Below are 19,686 nucleotides of genomic sequence, written 5' to 3'. Positions count from 1 at the left end.
GACCGCATGCTGATCTCCATAGAAGATTTGACTTTTGGGGATGAGGAGGCCGTTTCTGTCTCAGGATTGATGATTGGGGCAATAGACGATCTTCTGTCAAATATTGAAAAGCAAAAGATCAACACTGATTTCGCAAAAAAAGTCTTTGGCAAGAAATTTCCTGCGGCCCATTTTTTTCATCTACTGCACAATGCTTGCTGGAAAGAAGGTGATTGGCCGAGAGATTTAGGCAATAGCGTGATAGCACCCAGCGCATATATCGGCCTCCCAAGTGGCACTGAAATATTTGATGCGGATGAGGCTTATTTTGTGGTTCTTGATTTGAAGGAGGCAATTTTTTTTGCCAAGGATAAGATTGAAAATAAATTTGTTGCGCTGAGGATGAATGTGCTTGATTACACAAGGGTTTGGGAGCAGATAAGGGCAGAGATTTTTTTGAGAAAAATTGAATCGAATAATTAATTCACAGCAACTCGGAAGCGATTTGCCAATTGAATTTCCCCCATTGTCTTCGAATTAAATTTAATCATCCGAACATGCCGCAGGAGTTGACAAATCATGAGGATGGAGTGTTGCCCGGTCGACCAGCCATTTGCAGGAGTTTCGATTAGCCGATCACTTCAGTAAAGAAGAGGCTTTCCGAAATTAGAACTGACTCGGTAGTGCTTGACCGAAAAACAGCCAGGTCAATGACGGCCATCCTTGGCGATTTCGAGCGCGAAAACGTCTCGCACCGATAACGGCAAGGCAAATGCTCTTGGTGCCTGCGCTCTGGATGATTCGCCAGTTCGGATCCAAAAAATCTTTTGGGCGATTTGAATATTTTTGCGTATGCGAAAAATTCGACCAATTACATTGATCCACTTGGGCTGGCAACAACACCACCAACGATCACTGCGTCCGAGATTACCGACAAGACTCGGTCTGAAATAAGAGCATTAGCAGCTTCCAAGGGGTTGACTCCTACCGGGCAACCCGATTCCACTGGTTTGCCTCGCAAATGAAAGTGCCCATGTACTGAAAATCAAAGATTGCGCTTAGATCGAGGTCATATTGACCAGTAAACAGGACTGCCCTATAACGATCCGAAAGCTACGGTTGATCCGTGCACGCATATCAACCGGATGGAATAACAAAAATTGTGTCGCCAGTTGATGGAAACGCACATTTCCCTACAAAAGGGCCATAAAAATGAAAGAGTCTATAAAACGTTACACCTCCGTAGATGGCTGTGTTGATGCTTGGATTGAGCAAGACTCATCTATTCAGTTGAAAGTGATATCAAAGTTCGGAGATCCGGTTGAGCTTACGCCGGTGAAGTTCGAATACTGGCTGAAAACTAAAAAATGCTAGCTGAACTATTGGATGAAATGGATCAGTAACTAGTTGAGGCCGATCAAAGCCGTCGGCATTCGACACAGCTATTAGTACGACAAGTCTGGCCAGTTGGGATCATTACCGAGTATCCCGAACTGAGGGTGGGGAGGCCCTGATTCATGCGAATCCTTCTCGACTACATCCATGAGATGTACTACTACTTGCTTTCCATGAGCGATGACGATATTGACAATTCCACCTTAACAACGAGGTTTGTCGCGCCAAGTTGTTTGATGCGATGAAAATCGACTTCGATACTTATGGGCCGGTGAGCAAGCAAAGGGTTCTGGAGGCTATTGAGTTCATTCTGTCATCGGGGGATATCAATGGGTATTGGCGCGCCGTGGTGCCGCATGCGGTGCCACTCGATGAGGTTGAAGACAAACCTGGCTACTTGCGTGCGCTGTACGAGAAACTAACGGGGCATTCGCCTCTGCCAAGAGACTTCGGTCCCGAAGTGGAACTGATCAATGCTATTGGACCTCAGGGAATTGATGTAAGGCTCTAAGGTCGATCGCGACGATCCCAGACCATGGCACGAGTTTCAGCTACGACGCATTGGGAAGGCGCATCGCCAAGCGCACGTCACACGCTACGACCTTGTTCGGGTGGAACGGGGACGCGCTGGCGTTCGAGAGCACGCAGAGCACTGAGGGGCAGCAGGTGTGTGCCTGGCGCGGCGGCAGCGTTCATTACATCCACGAACCGGGCTCGTTCGTGCCGCTAGTGCAGATCAGGCGGGCGCATACCGTCGCATTGAGCGAGACCACGGACGTGAAGGCGCTGATCGCGGCCAATGGCGGGCGCTACGACATCGAGCAGGATCCGCTATGGAACGGAGCGCAGCAGCGAACGCCAGAGCCCTTTGCCAGAGAAGAGATCGCGTTCCACCAATGCGATCACCTGGGCACGCCGCAGGAATCGACGGACCATGAAGGGCGCATCGCCGGGTCGGCCAGCTACAAAGCTTGGGGTGAGGCGAAACAGGCAATCGGCGAGGTCGGTAGGAAGGCAGGCTTCAGGAATTCGATTTGGCTCCAGGGCAGTATTTGAGTGTTCGTCGCCCACAGAGAGGGGCGACTTGTCGATGGGGCATTCACTGTAGAGAAGCGAAGCCGCGCAAGGGAAAAGATTTCGTCGAGGATTTCTCGAATCGAAGAGATATCTGCCGGGGCGCTGCGGCGAGACACAAAGCTCTGACAGTCGAGCGGCTGTCGCTTGCCAAAGCGGCTCGGCACGGCGCAAAGGCAGCGTGCTTTTCGTGCCGGGCACAATCTGCCGCATGTCGACGACCATCACTCTGCACCTTCAGGCGCCAGCACGGCTGGGCTGCTGACGTGCGCAAGAGTCCATTTGCCCCAGGCGGCAGTGCATGCGAATCCACGAACTGAAACAACGACTCCGCGAAGCCGGCGCGGGCCCGAGCCACGAGCAGCGCATCTTGCGGCTGTGGTCGCATGCGCTGCCCCGCAACAGCGGCAGGCGCCTGCCGGGCACCTTCTTTCCGTCGTCGCTGCTGGCTGCCCTGCCTGCCATCGAGGCCGAGCTTGCGGGGCTGGCGCGCATTCACGCGGTGCACCCCGGCGCCGATGGCTCGGAGCGGCTGCTCGTGGCCCTCGCGGACGGCCAGACCGTAGAGAGCGTGTTGCTGCCTCGCGATGGCCTGTGCGTGTCTTCGCAGGTCGGGTGCGCCGTCGGGTGCCAGTTCTGCATGACGGGCCGCGACGGCTTGCTTCGCCAGGTAGGCAGCGCCGAGATCATTGCCCAGGTCGCCCTCGCGCGCATGCGCCGGCCGGTGCGCAAGGTGGTGTTCATGGGCATGGGTGAGCCGGCCCACAACCTGGACAACGTGATGGAGGCCATCGACCTGCTCGGCACGGTGGGCAACATCGGGCACAAGAACATCGTGTTCTCCACCGTGGGCGATCCGCGTGCGTTCGAGAGGCTGTTGCAGCAACGCGTACGGCCTGCGCTGGCGCTTTCGCTGCACACGACCAAGGCCGAGCTGCGCAAGAAGCTACTTCCGCGTGCGCCGAACATGACGCCCGATGAAGTGGTCGATGCAGGCGAGCGCTATGCGCGGGCCACCGGCTACCCCATTCAGTACCAGTGGACGCTGCTGGAAGGCGTGAACGACGGACAGGATGAAATCGACGGCATCGTGAAGCTGCTCTCCGGCAAGTACGGCGTGCTGAACATGATTCCGTTCAACGCGGTGGATGGCGTGGCGTTCAGCCGCCCGTCTTGGGAGCGCTGCGAGCAGATTGCCCGCACGCTGCATGAGCGGGGCATTCTGACGAAGCTGCGTAATTCAGCCGGGCAGGATGTCGATGGCGGGTGCGGTCAGTTGAGGGCGCGTGCGGCCGAAGTGCGGGTAACGCTTCATCGAAGGGCTGAAGACTCTCGTTGAAGGCGGCCCGCTCCCTCATCTCACGTGAGGGAGGCCACCCAATCCCAGACCTGCCCGGGCGCCTCGACCATCACGTTGTGGCCGTGCGGGCCGAGGTCGCGGGCGTTGGGGTCGAGGGAGCGGGTTTGCTCCAGCGTTACCAGTGCGTCGTTGCCTCCGCGGGCCAGATGGATGGGGCAGCGCGCCAGGGTCATCAGTTCGGACAACGGGGGCTTGCCTACGGCGTTGGCTCGTGGGTCCATTGCGAGGCGCCAGCCGTCGTTGTTGTCGCTATGCGCGATACCGCGTGTGGCGATGGGTGATGCTGCGTTGGTGATTCCGACGAGGCCGGAGACCTTCAGGTATCTCTCCCATGCTTCTGCTTCCGTGGGGAAACTCTTGGCAGGCTGGGATGCCAGCGTCTCCATGCGGCGGAGTTCATCGTCGCTCCACGCGATCTTGATGCCGGCTGCGAAGACCCTGTGCGGTGTAACGCCGAACCAGCCCGTTGCCAGAGCGAGGCCGATCACACCGCCCAACGAATGCCCAAGAACCACGAGGCGGCCTTGGGGATGGATGTGCGGCAGCACGGCGCGGCCAACGCTTGCTGCGTATTGGCCGATGGCATAGGAGTCTTGCCGGTCAGACTGGCCGTGGCCAGGCAGGTCCAGAACGAGCCAGCGGCCACGCCAGCGAGCGCCAGCCTCGGCGCACATGGGCGACCACACAGCGCCTGTTGCGCCCATGCCATGCAGCATGAGGAGGAGGTCTGGGCCTTCGCCGCCTTGTTCTGTGTACATGTCCGCTGTCTCCGTCGACGATGGGCAAAAGGGCAACTTCAGATCCGGGGTGCGGGTGACGGAAGGCGGCGGGCTAGCCGTTATGCCGCCAAACCCCTGGTGACACGCCGTACTCTCGCTTGAAGGCACGGTTGAAGGCCGCTTCCGATTCGTAGCCGACGCCCTCGGCGATGCGCGCAAGGTTGGCCTGGTCTCTGCGCAACATGCCTGCGGCCAGGATCATGCGCCAGTGCGCCAGGTAGTGCATGGGCGGCGCGCCCACCAGCTCTGTGAAACGGTCCGCCAGCACGCTGCGCGAGATGTGGGATTCCTGCGCCAGTGCCTCCACCGTCCACGCGCGTGCGGGCTCGCCGTGCATCAGCGCCAGGCAGCGGCCCACGTGGGGGTCGCGCAGGCCGGCCAGCCAGCCGGGGTTGTTGTCGGGCATGGATTCGATATAGCCCCGCACCACTTCCGCGAACAGCAACTCGGCCACCTTGGCGACCAGCAACTCCGAGCCGGGCGCTCGCGCGGCTGCGTCGCCCAGCACAAAACTGACGGATTGCTCGATCCACGGCCCCGCCGGCCTGCTGCGCAGCGCCGTGATGAAGAGGCCCGGAAGGTTGGACATGACGGGGTTGGGCGCATCGCCTTCGTAGGTGAGCCAACTGCATACGAGCACCGTGCGATCGCCATCGCCGCCGTAGCGAATGCGTTGCACCGCGGGCACCTGCGGGCGCACGACATGTTCGACGTCCACGGCCGCGTGGCGCAGGTGGCTCCCCAGGACATGCGGATCGCCGTGCGGCACGGCGATGACTTCGCCGGCGTTCACGCGAATCGGCTCTGCCCCCTGGAGTTGCGCCCAGCACTGCCCCTGCAGCACCAGATGGCAGATGGCAAGGCGTGGCGCGCCGGGCTTGAGCACCTGGGCCATGTCCGAGCTCTTGGGGACGTTGAAGCACCAGGGCGCGCGCATGTCTCCGTTCAGGAACAGGGCGCCCTCCAGCCGGATGGTCCGCAGCACGTCCGACAGCACGTCCATAGTCACCTCTCGAGCAGCAAGGCCGGGGTTTCGGTCAATAACTCCGGAGGGGCGGTCAAACCACGGGCCTATCGGTTCGGCACCATGGGGCCTGGTCGCTTTTGGCCGATTCTACAAACAGGAGTATTAATATGCCCAAGTTCGTAATCGAAAGAGACATCCCCGGCGCCGGCAAGCTCACGCCATCCGACCTGAAGGCCATCTCGCAAAAGTCCTGCGGCGTCCTCAGCAGCATGGGCACCGACATCCAATGGATCCACAGCTACGTGACGGGCGATCGGATCTATTGCGTCTACCAGGCGACCGACGAGGACCTCGTGCGCCGGCACGCCGAGCTCGGCGGCTTTCCGGCCAACCGGATGGACCGGGTGTACAGCGTCATCGACCCGGCTACAGCCGAGTAAGGAGAGCGCAAGAATAGTCGAGGGTGCAGGCTGGTGGAGATCAACCGGAACAAGCAGAATTCCGCCACGAATGACTACCCGGCAAGGTCGACTTTTCTTCTTTTCGTTTGGCGCAGTCCTGGCCATCGTCGGTGGCTTGATGTGGCATTGGGGCGAGCCGGCCGGCCTCTGGACCCTGGGGCTTGCCGGCTGCGCGTGTATTGCCGTGAGTGCCGTGCTTTCGGACGCCCTCTTCGAGAAGACGATCAAATTCTTGAGCCTGTTCTGGTAGTGCCAATCGGCTAATACCCAACATTCATCTTGCCGGCCAGAAGAAGTATGTTTATGCGATTTCTCAAGCTGTTTCTTTGCGTCGCAGGTGCTCTCTTCACCGGAGCCTTCATGTTTCTCCATGGTTTCAATGCATGGCGCAATGGAGAGATCGTTGTCAGGCACAAGGGGAAAGAGCCGTTCACTGCAATGGCTGAAGGCCCCTTTCCCATCACCTTCGCGACAGAAGTTTGGGGGGTGGATGACTATCGGGGCAGCACAAGAACCATCGGACCTCCGGTTCAGTAACGGAATTTCTGTGAGTCCGACGAACACGACCAGACACCTGGCGCACAACCTCAACGAGCCACCATGAAACGCATTGCCCTGGCTGCGATTGACGGATACCAACGGTTCATATCGCCATACAAGGGCTTCAGTTGCGCTCATCGGGTGCTGACGGGCGGAGCTTCGTGTTCGCAGTTCGCAAAGCGGGCCATTGCCCGTCTCGGGATGAGGGGCGGCGTTCTGGTCATCCTGCGGCGCTTCAGTGCCTGTGCTGCCTCGGCGCAGACCCTCTCGAACTCTCAAGTGCAGGCAGCCGCTACGCCGCCGGAAGCACCCGCGGAAGCCTGCCCACTTTGGTCCCGTTGGGGTGCGAAGAAAATGTCGGGGTGCTGGGCATGCTGCGCGTGCTGGCCTGGCTAGACGAACTTGCAGCCAGAACCAGATAGGTGCAATGTGTTCGACGTTAAGTGCACTTCGATTCTGGTCTGCCTCGATGCAGAGCTCGTCTCCGATCTGACCACCTGCTATTCGTGGCGAGCTTCGCACGCAACGAAGCCCCGTCTCACGCAATCGGCATCAGGGCGCGCATGAGCGGCCATTCCGCAGTGGGGCAGAATTTGCCCTGGCCGCCTGGCAGTGGACGCCCAAGGCAAACGCCGGGTGCCCTGCATAGACACTTGTGAGAATCCACATGATTCAAATGAGACAACCCGAAGACGCGCCCCACGCATTTCAAGCCGCCTGGAACAACCACGACATGGCGTCCCTTGGAGCCCTGTTCCATGAGGATGCGACATTCGTGAACCGGTTCGGGCACTACGTGCGCGGCGTCGAGGAAATCGTCAAGCTGCATGCGCCCATTCACGCAACCATCTACAGCGATTCCACGCTTGAGAACGAGCTGATCGACGTGGTCGCCATCAGCGATGGTGCGGCAATCATTCACTTCTGGAGCCGCCTCACGGCCGGTGCGGCTCACCCGGCGGGCTCGCACGCTGTCGATACGCTGATCCTTGCCGTGCTGACGCGGCAGGCTGGCGAGTGGCGAATCAAGGCGCTCGAGAACGTCACCCTGACGAACCCTCGCACTGGAGAAGCCGTGCTGAGAGACGACCGGGGTTCTTGATCGAGCAGACAATCGAAGAAGCTCAATTCGAAATCACAGCCACGATCATGTCCCGCCTCGACGACCCCCTCCACGACGCCGAAATCGGCTCCCGCGACAGCACACTCGACACCACCCGGATCGACGACGTGCGCATCGGCGCCGTTCGTCCGCTCATCACCCCTGCCCTGCTGCAGGAACGCGTGCCGGTGCGCGACAACACGCTGGCGCTGGTCGAAGGCAGCCGCAAGGCCATCGCCGACGTGCTGCACGATCGCGACGACCGGCTGGTGGTGGTGGTCGGTCCATGCTCCATTCATGACCACGACCAGGCCATCGAATACGCACAGCGTTTGAAGAAGATCGCCGACTCCCTGCAGGACGACCTGCTGATCGTGATGCGTGCCTATTTCGAAAAGCCGCGCACCACCGTCGGCTGGAAGGGCTACATCAACGACCCGCACCTGGACGGCAGTTTCGCAATCAACGAAGGGCTGGAGCGCGCGCGGCGCCTGCTGCTCGAACTGACGACCCTGGGCCTGCCGACCGGCACCGAGTTTCTCGACCTGTTGAGCCCGCAGTTCATTGCCGACCTGATCGCCTGGGGTGCCATTGGAGCGCGCACCACCGAGAGCCAGAGCCATCGGCAACTGGCGTCAGGCCTGAGCTGCCCGGTCGGCTTCAAGAACGGCACGGACGGCAGCGTGAAGGTTGCGGCCGACGCCATTCTTGCGGCACGCGCGCCACATGCCTTCATGGGCATGACCAAGATGGGCATGGCGGCGATCTTCGAGACGCGCGGCAACGACGACTGCCATGTGATCCTGCGCGGCGGCAAAGCGCCCAACTATTCGGCCGCGGATGTCGCGTCTAGCTGCGAGGCGCTGCTGGCCAACGGCCTGCGGCCGCAGGTCATGATCGACGTCTCGCACGGCAACAGCAGCAAGCAGCATCAGCGGCAGATCGTGGTCGCCGAAGACGTGGCGGCGCAAATCGCGGCCGGCGAGCGGCGCATCACGGGCATCATGATCGAGAGCCATCTCGAAGAAGGACGGCAAGACCTGAAGCCCGGCGTCGCGCTGAAGCACGGCGTGTCGATCACCGATGCCTGCATCGGCTTTGCCCAGACGGTGCCGGCGCTCGAGGGACTGGCTTCGGCGGTGAAGGCGCGGCGGCGCCTGTCGAAGGCGTAAGGCACGACCTGAATCAGCAAGGACTTATCAAATGAGTTGCCTCGGTGTTCATTTCGCTCTCACCCAAGACGATGCGACTGCCTTGGAGGCCATCGAAGACGACGATGCTCGCCTCGAATATGTGACAGAGGAGATAGAGGCACGCTACTTCGAAGAAGCCGAGGCTTACGTTGCGGAGTCCGACAAGTCATGGGATGCAATGCATCGGGCCCTTTCGGACGGAACGCTGTCATGGACGGGTGGAGCTTACCCGCTCAACCACGTCGTCTTGGGCGGCCGCAGCCTTTACTCCAACGACGACTACATCATGAGCCTGAAGACTCCGGCTCAAGTGCGGGATATTGCGGCAGCCCTGGAGCCTATTGGCGAGGCTGAATTCAGGCAGCTCTACAACAACATCAATGCCAAAAATTACGACGGCGACATCTCCGACGAAGACTTCGAGTACACATGGACCTGGTTCGTTGGAGTGAAAGATCTGTACGCCAAGGCGTCTGCTGAAGGTCGCTTCGTACTTTTCACCGCCGACCAGTGAAGCCGAGTTCGGCCAGGAGCACACCTTCGCGGTAACGCACGTCGGCGATGCCATTTTGCAGCCCGAGCGAACTGCAGGTTGACGCCTGCATGTACCCGTAGCTACATTCTCCAAAAGCTCTTGGAGAGGCTACGTTGCCCAGGCATGTGTACTTCTTGCTTGCTTTCATTGCCATCGCAGTTCTCGCAGGCAATCTGATCGCAACGGTGATTGTGTTGCGCAGCGATTTTTACTCGCCGCTGCAACGACGACTCCAGTTGGCGCTGGTGTGGTTGATTCCCGTGATCGGGGCGGCTTGCTGCGCGAGCTTCGCATCCATTCACAGGCGCGCAGTTCCCAAGCCCGACAAGAGATTCCCGAGGCCCGACTCCTTCGATCTGCCCGGTGGCGAGGCCAACGGTCTTTGAGTCTGGCGGTGCCTGCCTGCCATCAGTGGCGATCCAACGCGCAAGGAACGAATGAAGATGGGTAGTTTTTCGATGGAGCACTGGCTCATCCTCCTGACCACGGTAGTGATATTTGGAGTACCGCTTTGGCGGATCGTCGCGCGCACAGGCCACCCCGGCATCATGGCGATCCTGTTCCTCATCCCTCTGGTGAATATCGGCGTACTCTGGTGGCTTGCGTACAGCAAGTGGCCCGGCATGCCCGAGCAGTCCTGACGCAACACACTGCCCATCGGCACCAGCAAGATGGCCGGCAAGATTCAAGCGCATGTGATCGTGGCGGCGGGATAGCGGAGTTCTGGCGCGAGGCTCGCGTGGGCTAGTCAGGCGCCAATCGCCTCATAGGAGGCTACGCCTCTTATGCGGTCGTCCTTGATTGGCGCCACTGCCTGCTCGCCCGCAATAAGGAGCGGTGTGGCTTCGTTGTTGGACCCGAAGTAGCAATCCGAGAACGCGAAGCCATCGGCTGGAAATTCGCCCGGCCGGCTGAGAACGATTTGTTTGAATCCTGCGACGTCACGATATCGATCGCAGGCTTTGCAGCGCCTCTTCCTTTCGGTTCCCATTGCTTCATGGTCGAGCGACACGGGCGATCGACACTTCAAATGAAAGAAGTCTGGAGTGCTTCTCAGCGGTTCGAACCTGAGCAGCCGATCATCGAGATATGCAAAGGTGCTTTTGAACTTCTTGCTCACGATGACTGCACCGTCGTAGCAACACGATATGTCGTATCGCTTTTGTTTCAGCTTGAAGTTCGATGCGGTGTAGTCGGGGTCTACGCGGTACCCACAAACGCTGCACGCTGGGCAGCCACTGCTTGGGTCCAGCCGATCGCAGGAACCAACCATATGGGAATGGTTGTCCTGCACGAATAGGGCGTATGGCAAGTGGGCACCTGACGCGGATGAATCCAGACATCGCACAGCGCCAAGGCTGCGCGCCGTTTGTTTACGATGGGTCGTAACCCGGCGCCGAACTGATCTCGTTCGGCTTGTAGATCTTGTGCTGCGCTACCCCGCTGCCCGCATCCGTCACAACCAGCAGCCGCCACAGCGGCTCACGCACAGAACAAGCCCTCTCTTCGCTGCTGAGCTTGAAGCTGGGCACCCCGGGCGCCGTGCCCTTCACCACGACGCGCAGGAGCGTCTGGCCCTTGGCGTTCGACACTTCGAGGTCGAAGCCGATGTTCTGGGCGATCACGTTCTCGGCCTTGTAGCCGTAGCCGGTGAAGTGCTTCGTCACGTACTCGATGGCGGCTGCGTGCACTTCTTCGGGCGAAGCCTGGCCGGTTGCGACTGCTGCTGCGGGCTCGGCCACCTTCGGCACGCTGCCTCGCGCCTTCGCGGCTTGCAGGTCGGCCTCCGTTGGCACCCAGCCGCGCGAGCCGCGCACCAGCACCGCGAGCTTTTTCTCAGGCTCCCAGGTGGCAACGTGCCATTCGTCGTCGTCGCGCACGCGGGTGGAAACCTTGGCGTCCTTGTTGCTCTCCAGCTCGGCGATGGCGATGCGGTTGGTCTGCAGCACGGCGCGGAAGCCCTGGCCTGCATCGAAGGTGCGCTTGAGCAATGCGAGCCGGTCCTTGGCGCGCTGCACCTGCTGCGCGTTGCGCGGGCCGCCGCCAACGCGATGCTGCGTATCGAGCGACTCGATGCAGAACCATCGCCCACCCGAACCGACACTCACGAACTCGCCCCAGATGGTGGCAATGACGTTGTCGCCGGTCGCCAGCCAGGCGTGGTCGAATGGCTTGTCCCGCGCGTCGAACACACCCATCTTGGCGACGATCTCGACCGGCGTGAGCCGTGGTCCTTTGAGCCGCATTTCGTCGATGACGGCGAGTACGTGGGGTTCGACTTCCTTGTCCATTCAGTGGAATTCTGGTGAGTTTGAGGGGGGGTGGGAGTATGCCGCATCGCTTGCCGCGCCCACCGGGGCAGACGCGATCGTATGGCAGGATCAAAGGATGAACGAGCCCTCACGTCGAATACCGTATCGCACCTGGCCGGGCGCGCTCGCGGTGCTTCTCGCCATTGCCGTCTACGTGGGCGGACTGACTTTCTGGGACCGCCATACCTCGGGCAGCAGGCCGTTGCCCGTGGGGGAGACGATCGACGTCGGCCAGGCCCGGTTCATTCCCGCCGACGGATGGGAGATGGACGTGTCGCGCTCGAAGGCAGGCAAGTCGCTGATGCTGTTCAAAGGCGGCCACAAGTTTCTGGTGACCACGGGCCCGTGGGTCGGCGGCCCCGACGGCCCCCTGATACGGCAGCAGCGGCTGATGGAGCGCGGCCAGCGCCTGAGCATCGAGGGCGACGTGTCCGACTTCGTCACTTCCTGGGGCTTGCAGGGCAAGACTTTCGCTTACTACGGCTCGAAGCTGGCCGGCCGGTTCTGGCAGGTGGTCGACCTGCGGCGCAAGTCGCTGGTGCAGATCGATTTCTACGGCTCCAACGACGGCATGGACGATGCGCTGACGGAAGCGCGGCGCATGCTGGACTCAATGGACCTGGAGGCGCCGCAATGAGCTCGCCCGTCTTCGAGCAGGGCGACACGGGCTGGCCGGTTGGCACCGATTCATTCTTCCAGCCGCAGCGCGCCGCGTTCTGGGTGCTGACGGCGCTGATCGTCAACGGGCTGTTCTACACGGTCAGCATGTTCTCGATGGGGTTCCGCGTGGTGCCAGTTACCGCGTTTCTGGGGCTGCTGGTGTGGGGGCTCTACTCCCTGGCTTTCTTTCAGGCCTTTCGCACGCTGGACTTGCTCGAGCAGCATCCGCCAGAGGCTTATGTGCTGGCCTTTGCGTGGGGCGGAATGGGCGCGGTGTATTTCGCTGCGCCGGCCAACATCGCCATTCAGAGCCTGTGTGCGAAGCTGGTGTCGCCGGAGTTCGTCGCGGTCTGGGGAGCGGCAATTGCGGGGCCGATCACGGAAGAATTTTTGAAGCTTGCCGGCGTCATCCTGCTGGTGCTGGTCGCGCGCAACCAGTTTCAGACCTACCTGTCGGTGCTGATCGTCGGTGCCATGGCGGGGCTGGGTTTTCAGGTGATCGAGAACCTGAGCTACACCGTCAACTCGTCCATGCACTTTCCGCTCGAAAACCAGGTGTATCCGGTGCTTCTGAACCTGCTGACGCGCGGGCTTCTGAGCGGGCTGTGGAGCCACGCGGCCTACACGACGATCGCCTCCTTCGGGGTTGCGTGGTTCCTGCTGCATCCGGAGCGGCCGATGGTGATGCGGGTTGCCTGCGCTCTGCTGTGCTTCGGCCTTGCGTGGGCCATGCACTTCGTGTGGAACGCGCCGTTTCTGGAAGACCTCTTCGATGGCGGATACGGCGAGATGGCTGTGCTGCTGATCGTCAAGGGCATTCCCGTTGTCATCGCGGCAGGGCTCTTCTGGCGGGTTGCCGTTCGCGAGAACGGCACTTACCTGCATGCCCTCGCGGCCTGGTTCGTGCCGGAGCGCGAGCTGATTCACGACGACGAATGGGTTCGCCTGGGCGCGCCCATGCAGCGATACAAGGTCCGCAGGGAGATGGGATGGACCTTCGGCTGGAAAGCAAGGCGCCTGAAGACGCAACTGCAGCGCGAGCAGCTGCGGCTGATCCGCAAGGCCGGCACCTACGGGCGCGGGGCGCAGACGCTGCGGCATGAAGTTGCCATAAGGCGGCTGCGCGCGGAGCTGGATCCGCTCATCGGGGCGAAAGCATGAGGGCACTGCTGTTGTTGATGCTCGCGGTGTTGGGAGCCGGATGGAGCGTTCCTTCGCGGGCCGTCACGCTCATCGAGCAGGCGCAGCTCACGCTGGCCTTGCGCGGTCAGGCTCCAGCCCAGGCACCGCAGCCGCAGACCGTCGCACTGCCCTATGACTGGGATCAGCGGCAAGGCGCAGTCGACGGCGAGGCGCGGTTCGCGTTCGACATACCGGTGGCCGACCCTGCCGCGCCGCTGGCGCTGTTCGTGCCGCGCCTGGGCAACAGTTTTCGTGTGCTGGTGAACGGCCAGGAACTGGCCCGATTCGGCGCCTTCCCGCCAGGCCCCTACGACGATGCCTCCGTTGCGCCGCAGTACTTCGTGCTGCCGGCCTCGGGCTCGACGGCGCCGCATCGCGTTGAAGTCGTCATCGCGGCGCAGGCTGCGAGGCAGGGAGGGCTGTCGCCGGTGGTGGTCGGCAGCAAGGCCGAGGTTCTTCCGTTGTACGAAGACGCCCTGTTCTGGCATGTCAGTGGCGGACGCTTCATTGCCATCGTGAGTGGCGTGCTGGGAGCGCTGTCGCTGCTGGTGTGGCTGCGACAGCGCGAACCGATCTACCTCTACTACGGCCTGGGAGAGTTGCTGTGGTCGGTGCAGACGGCGCGCGTGCTGTTCACGCATGTGCCGCTGCCCTGGCCCTGGTGGGGCGTGCTGCCGCTGGCTGCGTTCCAGGCGGCGGTGCCGCTGCTGTGCCGTTTCGCCCTGGCCGTGGTGGGACGCGACGACACCCGCCTGGCGCGCCTCCTGGGCCTGATGGCCTGGCTGGCACCGGTTGCGGCCGTACTGGGCATCATGGTGCCTTTGCTGTGGCTGATGCCGCTGTGGCGGTTGCTGAGCCTGCTGGCCGCGCTGGCAATGATGGTCGTCGTGGTGCGCGTGGCGCTGCGCAGTGCCGTGCTGGAACACCGCGTGCTGGGCGTGGCCGTGGTGCTGGTCGTGTTGTGCGGCGCGCGCGACGTCTGGGTGATGCGCACCTCGCCCGAGGCCTACGCGATGGTGCCGTGGATCCGCTTCGCCTGGGTTGGCTTCGCGATCACGCTGGCATGGGTCATCGCCGAGCGCATGCGCAAGGACGCCCGGGCGATGGCGGCAATGAACGCCTCACTGGAAGCTGAGCTCGCAGAGCGCAACGCCGCCCTGGAAGCCTCCTTCGCGCGCGAGCGGGAAGGAGAAAAAGCGCGCGGCGCGCTGGAAGAACGCCAGCGCCTGACGCAAGACCTGCACGATGGTCTCGGTGGGCAGCTGGTCGGGCTGCTGCAGATGACCCAGCAACCGGGAACAGCACTCGACGATGTGGCGCTGCACCTGCGCGACGCGGTGGACCAGCTCAAGCTCACGGTGGACGCCATGCACGGCTGCGAGGGCGACGTGGCCTCGGCGCTGGGCAGCGTGCGCTACCGCCTGGGGCCGCGCCTGCAGGCTGCCGGCATCGAACTGCACTGGGATGTGGGGCCCCTGCCGCTGATGACGGGTTGGAGTGCGCGCGAGTCCCATCAGACGCAGATGCTGCTGTTCGAAGCCTTCGCCAATCTGATGGCGCACGCGCAGGCGACACGGGCCAGCCTCGATGCGAGGCTGGTGCCTGCTGATGGCGCAGATGGCGAGATCATCGAGATCGAATTGCGCGATAACGGCCGCGGCTTCGATGCAGAAGCCAAGTTCGCTGGCAAGGGGCTGACGAACATGCACACGCGCGCCGCCGCTCTGGGTGGCGCACTCACGGTGCGCTCCAAGCCCGGAGAAACCTGCCTGCACCTGCGTCTGCCCGTGCCGGCGGCGACAGCAGCCGGCAAATGAAAAAAGGGAGGTGGGCTGCACGCCCTCCTCCCTTTCGCTTCAGAGCAACGCCTGAGTTCAGGGCTTCTGGGAGAAATCGAGCGCTGCGGTCAGGTCGCCCATCGGATGGCTGCCGTTCTTCACGAGCGCGGCGTCACGCTCGACAAGGCCCTTCAGCGGCGGCAGCGACCAGCGGTGCGTGATGAAGCGCAGCGTCGAAGCGGTGTCGTACTGGGTCTTGTCGATGAAGCCCTTCTTCGCGAACGGCGAGACGATCAGCGCGGGAATGCGCGTGCCGGGGCCCCAACGGTCGCCCTTCGGCACGGTCGCGTGGTCGTAGAAGCCGCCGTTTTCGTCGTACGTGACGACCACGAGCATGTTCTTCCACTGCGGGCTGGCCTGCAGCTTGGCGAGGACGTCGGCAATGTGCGCGTCGCCGTCGGCCACGCTCGCGTAGCCGGCGTGCTGGTTCAGGTTGCCCTGCGGCTTGTAGAAGCTCACGGCGGGCAGCGTGCCGGCGGCGGCGTCCTTCAGGAAATCGGCATCGAAGTCCTTCAGGTGCGTGGCGCGCGCATCGGGGTGGGCGCTCGGGTCGAACGCGGCGTAGTAGTTGAACGGCTGGTGGTGGAACTGGAAGTTCGGCGTCTGCGCGGCCGGTGGCACTGCTGCCGGGAAGACGCGGCTGCCCGTTGCGATTGCCGTGGTGTCCTTCCACGCACCGCTGTACCAGGCCCAAGTCAGGCCCTTGGCGGTGAGCAAGTCGCCGATGGTGGCCTGCGTCTGCGCTGGCAGCGTGTTGGCCTTGGTCGGGTCGGCGAAGAGCTTGCTGGTGTCGCCGGCCGCTGGGGCGTTGTTGCTGGGCTGGTATGGCGGCTGCATGGTGTTGACCGCGTAGAAGTTGCCGGCAGCGTCCTTCGGCGTCAGCGTGTTGTCGTTCAGGTACGTGGGCGCGGCGCTGAGCACCGAGGTCGACGCACCCGCGGCGGGCGTGAGGCGCACGAAGTTGCCGGCGCCGTCGGTGTCGATGGCCGAGATGCTGGCCTTGGCGGGTGACGAGGCAGCATCTGCGTTGGGGTACAGCGGCGCGCAGGCGCATACGAGGTACTGGTGGTTCAGGAACGAACCGCCGAATGCGCCCATGAAGAAGTTGTCGGCCAGCGTGTATTGCTTGGCCACTTGCCACAGCTTCATCTTGTTGCCGTCGTAGTAGCCCATGCTCAGGCCGCCGGCATCCGAGTAGGCGGCGAACTTGTCGTTCTTGCCGCCGTTGATCTGCATCTGGTTGTTGTAGAAGCGATGAACCAGGTCGCGCGAGATGACGGTCTGGTCGACTTTGGTGCCGGTGTTGAAGAAGCCCGCTTCGGCGTCGATCTGGAACATCTGGTTGGGCATGCCCACGGTCTGCGCCTGCGTGACCATGGTGGTCTGGCCGGCTGCGGTGACACCGCCCCACACAGGCGGCAGGGTCGGCAGCGTCGAGCCGTCGAAGTCCTTCTGCGGATCCGGCGTTTTGGTCAGCGAAGTCGGGTTCACTCCCGGAATGCCGTTGGCGCCGGGAAACAGGCCGTACAGGTTGTCGAAGCCGCGGTTTTCCGCGTAGATGACGACGACGTTGGTGATCTGGTCGAGCGCGAAGCGGTTGCGCAGCGCAGCGATCACGTCGCCGCCGGCACCGGCCTCGGCCACCGCTTCGGCGATGCGCTCGATGGCCTGGTCGATCTCGTTTTGCAGCGCGGTCTTGATGCCGGCGTCGGTGATCTTGTTGTGGTCGGCCAGCAGTTGGGCTTCGCTCACGCCCAGGCGTGCGGCCAGCGCGGTGCGCGCGGCGGCGAGGTTGCCGCCGTTGGCATCCATCAGCGCCACCAGTTCGGTGGTGATGGCGCTCACCACGCCGTTGGCTGCGGCCGGTGCGCGGAACACCAGGGGCTGCGTGACGGCTGTCTCGGTGCTGGTCGTGGGGTCGAAGCGCTTGCTCGACGTGCCGATCTCGGCCACCACAGCGCCTTGGCCGGAGAGCGTGAAGGCGCCGTTGGCATCGGTGGTGGTGGCGAGTTCACCGCTGTCGCAGCGACCGTTGTTGTTGGTGTCGATGCAGACCTTGGCGTTGCGGTAGTAGCTGCCGGTGACGACGCCGGAAGTGCTCGTCGTGCTGGTGCCGCCGGAAGGGAATCCGAAGAAGCCTGAGTTGTTATCGGAACCGCCACAGGCCACGACCATCGCCGCCGCCGCAATGGCTGTCGGCCAGGGAGTCAGGTGGCGTACGAGTTTGCGTCCGCGCAAGGACGCGCTGCTACGTTGGAGTGAATTCATCATGAGTGGAGTTATGAGGTGTGGATGAACCAGACCAGCGGCCGGGCGCCGTGATGCTCGGCGTGACGCGTGACAGCCATGTTGCAATTCGTCGTACACCGGGCTTGCTAATTCAGGGCTAAGAAATCTCCGCCAAATGTCACGCCGCTGACATGTGCGAAACCGATCCTCGCCGGTTGCCTTGCGGTTGCGTCCGCCCATCCTTTCTCCACGTGCCCCCGACGACGCGCTCTCTTCGCCGACTGGCCGTGCTTGCCGCGGCTGCCTTGCTGTGTGGCGTGCTTGCCGCCTGTGGCCGCGATGCGCCCGCATCGCTGACTGCATCGACGCTGGTACCGCCCCCCCAAGCCGCACCAACGCCGGCCCCCGTAGCGCCCCCTGCGCAGCCCGCCTACGTCGGCGCCACCTACGCCCCCGTGCCCGGCCGGCCACAGCCCAGCGCAGCACAACTCACCGAGATCGGCCGGCGCATCTTCTTCGACGGCAGCCTCTCGGCCACGGGCAAGGCCTCATGCGCGAGCTGCCACGATCCGCAGCACGCCTGGGGGCCGCCCAATGCGCTGTCGGTGCAACTCGGCGGCGCCGACGGCAAGCAGGAAGGCCCGCGCGCCGCGCCCTCGCTGCGCTACCTGGAAACGCTCATCGCCTTCACCGAGCACCACCACGACAACGACGGCGACGACAGCATCGACGCCGGCCCCACCGGCGGCCACATGTGGGACGGCCGCGCCGGCTCCGCGCACGAGCAGGCTGGCATGCCGCTGCTCTCGCCCGCCGAGATGGGCAACGCGTCGGTGGTGGAAGTGGCGGCCAAGCTCAAGCGCGCGGCCTACGCCGATGAACTGCGCAAGGCCTTCGGCGACGACGTGTTCAAGAACCCCGACACCGCCTTCAAGGCCGCGGGCCTTGCGCTGGAAGTGTTCCAGCAGTCGCCGAAGGACTTCTATCCGTTCACGAGCAAGTACGACGCGGTGCTGCGCGGCCAGGCCAAGCTCAGCGTGGCCGAGGCGCGCGGGCTGCAGCTCTTCAACGACGAGAACAAGGGCAACTGCGCCTCGTGCCACATCAGCGTACGCACGCAGGACGGCGCGTTCCCGCTCTTCACCGACTTCGGGCTGATCGCGCTGGCCGTGCCGCGCAATCGCAAGCTCAAGGCGAATGCCGACCCGGCGTTCTACGACCTCGGCCTGTGCGGCCCATACCGCACCGACATGAAGGACCACCCCGAGTACTGCGGCCTGTTCCGCACACCCACGCTGCGCAACGTGGCGGTGCGGCAGAGCTTCTTCCACAACGGGGTGTTCCACACGCTGGAAGAAGCGATCCGCTTCTATGCGCAGCGCGACACCACGCCGCAGCGCTGGTATGCGCGTTCGGCCAAAGGCATCGTGCAGCAGTACGACGACCTGCCGCCGCAGTACCACACCAACATCAACACCGATGCGCCCTTCGGGCAGAAGCGCGGCGACAAGCCGGCGCTGACCGAGGCGGAGATTCGCGATGTGGCGGCGTTTTTGCGCACGCTGACAGACGCGGACCAGAAGAACGCGCCCGTCACCGCTACTCGCTAGCCTCCGCCCATGCGCTCGACGTTCGCGTTGAGCCGCACCAGCAGCGCCGTCAGTTGCTCGACCTCTTCCGGGGAGAAGCCGGCCAGAGCCTCTTGCGTGTGCGCATCCATCACGGCCTTGGCCTTGGGCAGGCGCCTTGCGGCCAGTGGGGTCAGCGAGATCAGGCGGCTACGCTTGTCCACGGGGTCGGGCACGCGTTCGACCAGACCGTCGCGCTCCATGCGAGCCAGCAGCTGCGCCATGCTGGGCTGCTCCACCTGCGCGATGCGCGCGAGCTCGGCTTGCGACAGCGCCTTGCTTTTCTTGAGCGACACCAGCACCGGCAGCTGACCCACGGCAAAGCCGAGTTCACGGACCCCCACGTCGGCAATGCGGGTGAAGCCGCGCGTCACGCGGCCGATGAGCTTCAGGGGGTTGGGTGTCTCGGTGTCGGTCATGCTGGATATCTTATATGCATAGCCTCCTATGTT

The 19,686-nt window shown here is 62.7% G+C and carries 23 protein-coding genes; 17 read left to right on the top strand and 6 right to left on the bottom strand.

Translation table 11 applies throughout. The annotated features are described in order from the left end of the window. Positions 1–6 precede the first annotated feature (6 nt). From ACSFCA_RS20220 to ACSFCA_RS20205, 4 genes are all read left to right on the top strand, one after another. The gene (locus ACSFCA_RS20220; protein WP_435477307.1) at positions 7–462 is read left to right on the top strand and encodes a hypothetical protein; all 456 of its coding nucleotides are present in this window, start codon (positions 7–9) and stop codon (positions 460–462) included. A 1,153-nt stretch (positions 463–1,615) separates the two neighbouring features. Continuing rightward, positions 1,616–1,885, top strand: a complete 270-nt coding sequence (locus ACSFCA_RS20215; protein ID WP_435460745.1) for a hypothetical protein — start codon at positions 1,616–1,618, stop codon at positions 1,883–1,885. Between the two features lie 92 nt (positions 1,886–1,977). Beyond that, positions 1,978–2,430 (top strand): RHS domain-containing protein, encoded by a 453-nt coding sequence (locus ACSFCA_RS20210; protein WP_435460746.1) that lies wholly within the window; start codon positions 1,978–1,980, stop codon positions 2,428–2,430. A 319-nt stretch (positions 2,431–2,749) separates the two neighbouring features. Continuing rightward, positions 2,750–3,787, top strand: coding sequence for an RNA methyltransferase (locus ACSFCA_RS20205; RefSeq protein WP_435460747.1), 1,038 nt, complete (start codon positions 2,750–2,752; stop codon positions 3,785–3,787). Between the two features lie 20 nt (positions 3,788–3,807). On the opposite strand, the gene ACSFCA_RS20200 is transcribed toward ACSFCA_RS20205, so the two are convergent. Beyond that, on the bottom strand, positions 3,808–4,566 hold the full coding sequence (locus ACSFCA_RS20200; RefSeq protein ID WP_435460748.1) for an alpha/beta fold hydrolase: 759 nt from the start codon (positions 4,564–4,566) through the stop codon (positions 3,808–3,810). Between the two features lie 73 nt (positions 4,567–4,639). Continuing rightward, positions 4,640–5,590: an AraC family transcriptional regulator gene (locus tag ACSFCA_RS20195; RefSeq protein WP_435460749.1), complete on the bottom strand. Its 951-nt coding sequence runs from the start codon at positions 5,588–5,590 to the stop codon at positions 4,640–4,642. 131 nt (positions 5,591–5,721) lie between these two features. Between ACSFCA_RS20195 and ACSFCA_RS20190 the strand changes: the two genes are divergently transcribed. The 9 genes from ACSFCA_RS20190 (at position 5,722) to ACSFCA_RS20150 (ending at position 10,026) form a co-directional block, all read left to right on the top strand. After that, entirely contained in the window at positions 5,722–5,994 is a 273-nt protein-coding gene (locus ACSFCA_RS20190) for a DUF4242 domain-containing protein (RefSeq protein ID WP_435460750.1), read from the top strand. Between the two features lie 70 nt (positions 5,995–6,064). Further along, on the top strand, positions 6,065–6,265 hold the full coding sequence (locus ACSFCA_RS20185) for a hypothetical protein (protein WP_435460751.1): 201 nt from the start codon (positions 6,065–6,067) through the stop codon (positions 6,263–6,265). A 53-nt stretch (positions 6,266–6,318) separates the two neighbouring features. After that, complete coding sequence (locus tag ACSFCA_RS20180; protein ID WP_435460752.1) at positions 6,319–6,552, top strand: hypothetical protein; 234 nt, start codon at positions 6,319–6,321, stop codon at positions 6,550–6,552. A gap of 63 nt (positions 6,553–6,615) precedes the next feature. Further along, positions 6,616–6,951, top strand: a complete 336-nt coding sequence (gene yidD, locus ACSFCA_RS20175; RefSeq protein WP_093059081.1) for a membrane protein insertion efficiency factor YidD — start codon at positions 6,616–6,618, stop codon at positions 6,949–6,951. Positions 6,952–7,231: 280 nt separating this feature from the next. After that, on the top strand, positions 7,232–7,657 hold the full coding sequence (locus tag ACSFCA_RS20170) for a YybH family protein (protein ID WP_435460753.1): 426 nt from the start codon (positions 7,232–7,234) through the stop codon (positions 7,655–7,657). A gap of 47 nt (positions 7,658–7,704) precedes the next feature. Beyond that, positions 7,705–8,829, top strand: coding sequence for a 3-deoxy-7-phosphoheptulonate synthase (locus ACSFCA_RS20165; protein ID WP_435460754.1), 1,125 nt, complete (start codon positions 7,705–7,707; stop codon positions 8,827–8,829). A gap of 31 nt (positions 8,830–8,860) precedes the next feature. Beyond that, complete coding sequence (locus ACSFCA_RS20160; protein WP_258350253.1) at positions 8,861–9,364, top strand: YfbM family protein; 504 nt, start codon at positions 8,861–8,863, stop codon at positions 9,362–9,364. 155 nt (positions 9,365–9,519) lie between these two features. Next, complete coding sequence (locus ACSFCA_RS20155; protein WP_435460755.1) at positions 9,520–9,771, top strand: hypothetical protein; 252 nt, start codon at positions 9,520–9,522, stop codon at positions 9,769–9,771. Positions 9,772–9,822: 51 nt separating this feature from the next. Next, complete coding sequence (locus tag ACSFCA_RS20150) at positions 9,823–10,026, top strand: Sec-independent protein translocase family protein (protein ID WP_435460756.1); 204 nt, start codon at positions 9,823–9,825, stop codon at positions 10,024–10,026. 107 nt (positions 10,027–10,133) lie between these two features. Here the strand turns inward: ACSFCA_RS20150 and ACSFCA_RS20145 are convergent, their stop codons facing one another. Continuing rightward, complete coding sequence (locus ACSFCA_RS20145) at positions 10,134–10,505, bottom strand: hypothetical protein (RefSeq protein ID WP_435460757.1); 372 nt, start codon at positions 10,503–10,505, stop codon at positions 10,134–10,136. Between the two features lie 253 nt (positions 10,506–10,758). After that, a complete protein-coding gene (locus ACSFCA_RS20140) occupies positions 10,759–11,676 on the bottom strand; it encodes a protein NO VEIN domain-containing protein (RefSeq protein WP_435460758.1) in 918 nt (305 codons plus the stop codon). Between the two features lie 97 nt (positions 11,677–11,773). On the opposite strand from ACSFCA_RS20140, the gene ACSFCA_RS20135 reads away from it, so the two are divergent. From ACSFCA_RS20135 to ACSFCA_RS20125, 3 genes are read left to right on the top strand one after another with little or no spacing between them, the layout of a single operon-like run. Further along, positions 11,774–12,334, top strand: coding sequence for a hypothetical protein (locus ACSFCA_RS20135; protein WP_435460759.1), 561 nt, complete (start codon positions 11,774–11,776; stop codon positions 12,332–12,334). After that, the gene (locus ACSFCA_RS20130; RefSeq protein WP_435460760.1) at positions 12,331–13,518 is read left to right on the top strand and encodes a PrsW family intramembrane metalloprotease; all 1,188 of its coding nucleotides are present in this window, start codon (positions 12,331–12,333) and stop codon (positions 13,516–13,518) included. The genes ACSFCA_RS20135 and ACSFCA_RS20130 overlap by 4 nt, the downstream gene beginning before the upstream one ends. After that, positions 13,515–15,356 (top strand): sensor histidine kinase, encoded by a 1,842-nt coding sequence (locus tag ACSFCA_RS20125; RefSeq protein ID WP_435460761.1) that lies wholly within the window; start codon positions 13,515–13,517, stop codon positions 15,354–15,356. Before ACSFCA_RS20130 ends, ACSFCA_RS20125 begins: the two co-directional genes overlap by 4 nt. A 57-nt stretch (positions 15,357–15,413) precedes the next feature. On the opposite strand, the gene acpA is transcribed toward ACSFCA_RS20125, so the two are convergent. Next, on the bottom strand, positions 15,414–17,552 hold the full coding sequence (acpA, locus tag ACSFCA_RS20120; RefSeq protein WP_435460914.1) for an acid phosphatase: 2,139 nt from the start codon (positions 17,550–17,552) through the stop codon (positions 15,414–15,416). A gap of 305 nt (positions 17,553–17,857) precedes the next feature. Here acpA and ACSFCA_RS20115 point away from each other — a divergent pair, with 305 nt between their 5' ends. Further along, entirely contained in the window at positions 17,858–19,216 is a 1,359-nt protein-coding gene (locus ACSFCA_RS20115) for a cytochrome-c peroxidase (protein WP_435460762.1), read from the top strand. Here the strand turns inward: ACSFCA_RS20115 and ACSFCA_RS20110 are convergent. Further along, entirely contained in the window at positions 19,213–19,653 is a 441-nt protein-coding gene (locus ACSFCA_RS20110; protein ID WP_435460763.1) for a MarR family winged helix-turn-helix transcriptional regulator, read from the bottom strand. The two genes, ACSFCA_RS20115 and ACSFCA_RS20110, sit on opposite strands and share 4 nt — an antisense overlap. Positions 19,654–19,686: the final 33 nt, after the last annotated feature.

Origin of the sequence: Variovorax multivorans (assembly GCF_051216835.1) — a bacterium.
In the GTDB taxonomy this organism is placed as follows: Bacteria; Pseudomonadota; Gammaproteobacteria; order Burkholderiales; family Burkholderiaceae_C; genus Variovorax.
This window is presented reverse-complemented; position numbering and strand designations above follow the sequence as displayed.